The sequence below is a fragment of the Paraburkholderia tropica genome (genome assembly GCF_914484835.1).
Classification (GTDB): domain Bacteria; phylum Pseudomonadota; class Gammaproteobacteria; order Burkholderiales; family Burkholderiaceae; genus Paraburkholderia; species Paraburkholderia tropica_A.
On the sequence record NZ_CAJZAR010000107.1, the window covers coordinates 1 to 2764 of the forward strand.

A 2764-nucleotide genomic window follows, 5' to 3' on the forward strand; every position below is an offset into this window, starting at 1 on the left:
CGCCGCCGAACTCGCGCCGCACGGCGTGAGCGTGAATTGCGTCGCGCCCGGCTATACGCGCAAGGACGCCGGCCCCACGCCCGAAAACGCGCCCGCCTGGGCACGCGCCGCCGAAGCGACGCCGCTGGGCCGCGTGGCCGATCCCGCCGACGTCGCCGAACTCATCGCCTTCCTGCTCTCGGACGCCGCGCGTCATATCACCGGCCAGACCATCCACGTCGACGGCGGACTGACGCTGGGCTGATCGCTTCACGCCGATCCCGCGCAGCCCGCTCCATTCATTCGCTCGCTAGCGAATCACCACCGCCGCAAACCGCGCACGCAGCGCAAACATCGCCCACGCAATTCGCACGCGACGCGAACACGCGTGCACCATCGCGCGAATTCGCGAGCGAAAGCGCACACAATGCCCGGCTTCCTTACGGCTTCCCTGGCCGCGGCAGCCTGTCGCACCGTAAAATAGCGCCGTTCGAGCATCGGCGGCCCGCCTTCAGCGCGCGCCTCGACGCATCGCCAGCGGCCCGACCCACCGGACGCCGCTTTCGCCACCCGTCGCCACGCCGGTCGTGGCGCGCACAACAATCTGGGGACGACGCGCGATGGCAGCATTTCAATGGTTCAAGGAACTGAACGCACGCGAGCGCCGCACGCTCTACGCGGGCTTCGGCGGCTACGCCGTCGATGCGTTCGACTTCATGATCTACTCGTTCCTGATCCCGACGCTCATCGCCGCCTGGGGCATGACGAAAAGCGAAGCCGGCATGATCGCCACCAGCTCGCTGATCTCGTCGGCGATCGGCGGCTGGCTCGCGGGCATCCTCGCCGACCGTTACGGCCGCGTGCGCGTGCTGCAATGGACCATCGCCACGTTCGCGCTCTTCACCTTCCTCTCCGGCTTCACGCACTCGTTCTGGCAACTGCTCGCCACGCGCACGCTGCAAGGCATCGGCTTCGGCGGCGAATGGTCGGTCGTCACGATCATGATGGCCGAGACGATCCGCTCGCCGCAGCATCGCGCCAAGGCCGTGGGCACCGTGCAGAGCAGCTGGTCGTTCGGCTGGGGCGCGGCGGCGATTCTCTACTGGGCCTTCTTCGCGCTGCTGCCCGAGGAATACGCGTGGCGCGCGTGCTTCTGGATCGGCATCCTGCCCGCGCTGTGGATTCTCTACGTGCGCCGCAACGTGAGCGATCCCGAGGTGTTCCTGCAAACGCGCCGCGCGCGCGAGGCCGGCGACGTGCAGGGCCACTTCCTGCAGATTTTCGCGCCCGCGCATCTCGCGACCACGCTGCTCGGCAGCGCGCTGTGCACCGGCATGCTCGGCGGCTACTACGCGATCACCACGTGGCTGCCCACCTATCTGAAGACGGTGCGCCATCTGTCCGTGTTCAACACGAGCGGCTATCTGATCGTGCTGATCGTCGGCTCGTTCACGGGCTATATCGTCGGCGCGATTCTCTGCGACAAGATCGGCCGGCGCGCCTCGTTCATCCTGTTCGCGATCGGCTCGTTCGCGCTCGGCATGGCCTACACGATGCTGCCGATCACCGATGCCGCGATGCTCGCGCTCGGCTTTCCGCTCGGCATCGTCGTGCAGGGGATTTTCGCGGGCGTCGGCGCGTATCTCTCGGAGCTGTATCCGAACGCGATCCGCGGCTCGGGACAAGGCTTCTGCTACAACCTCGGACGCGGCCTCGGCTCGTTCTTTCCGATTCTCGTCGGCACGCTCGCGCAGACCACGACGCTCGTGAAAGCGATCGGCGCGGTGGCGGGCGCGGGCTATCTGCTCGTGATCGTGTCGGCGCTGTGCCTGCCGGAAACGAAGGGCAAGGTGCTGGGCGATCAGGGTGCGCCGGACGATGCTTCGAGCGCCGCCGATATGCATGGCGATATGCATGGCGATATGCACGCCGATATGCACGCCGATATGCACGCCGACTCACGCACTAAAACGACCACCCAAACGACTAGCCAGCCGCCTGCGGACTCCACTGCACGATGAGCCCGAACATGCTGCAATACCTCCCGTCCCTCCCAATACGACCGGCATGAAAACGATCGTCCTCGGCGCCGGTGTGATCGGCGTCGCTACTGCGTACTATCTGAGCGAACGAGGCTGCGACGTCACGGTCATCGAGCGCGAGCCGGGCGTCGCGCTCGGCACGAGCTTCGGCAACGCGGGCGTGATCGCGCCCGGCTACGTCACGCCGTGGGCCGCGCCGGGCATGCCGGCCAAGCTCATCAAGTATCTGCTCAAGCCCACTTCGCCGCTGATCTTCCGGCCCGCGCTGGACGCCGCCCAATGGCGCTGGATCGCGCGCTGGCTGCGCGAATGCGACCTCGCGCGCTTTCGCGTCAACAAGCAGCGCATGCAGCGCATCGCCTATTACAGCCGCGAATGCCTGCACGCGTTTCGCGCGCAGCACGCGTTCGAGTACGGCCGCAGCCAGGGCTATCTGCAACTCTTTCGCAGCGACTACGACGTCGAACTCGCGCAGCCTGCGCTGAACGTGCTGCGCGACGCGGGCATCGCGTATCGCGAACTCGACGCCGACGCCTGTGCGCAGATCGAGCCGGGCCTCGCGTGGTCGCGCGTGAAGCCGGTCGCGGGCGTCTATCTCCCCGACGACGAAGCGGGCGACTGCGCGCGCTTCACGCGCGAGCTGCGCGCCGTGTGCGAGTCGCGCGGCGTGAAGTTCGTCTTCGATACCGAAGTGCTCGCGCTCGAAGCCGCGGGCGGCAAGGTGACGGGCGTGCGCGTGCGCG

Annotated in this window: 2 protein-coding genes and 1 pseudogene; all 3 read left to right on the forward strand. The window is 67.4% G+C overall.

What is annotated here, in order from left to right; all coding sequences use genetic code 11:
- Positions 1-244, forward strand: a 244-nt coding sequence (locus tag LDO54_RS37805) for an SDR family oxidoreductase (protein ID WP_224018136.1), incomplete at its 5' end; no start/stop codon positions are given.
- Positions 245-599: 355 nt separating this feature from the next.
- Positions 600-1850, forward strand: a pseudogene (locus tag LDO54_RS37810) (MFS transporter); the annotation flags it as partial.
- A 196-nt stretch (positions 1851-2046) separates the two neighbouring features.
- The coding region (locus LDO54_RS37815) for an FAD-dependent oxidoreductase (protein WP_224018138.1) at positions 2047-2764 on the forward strand (718 nt) is incomplete at its 3' end.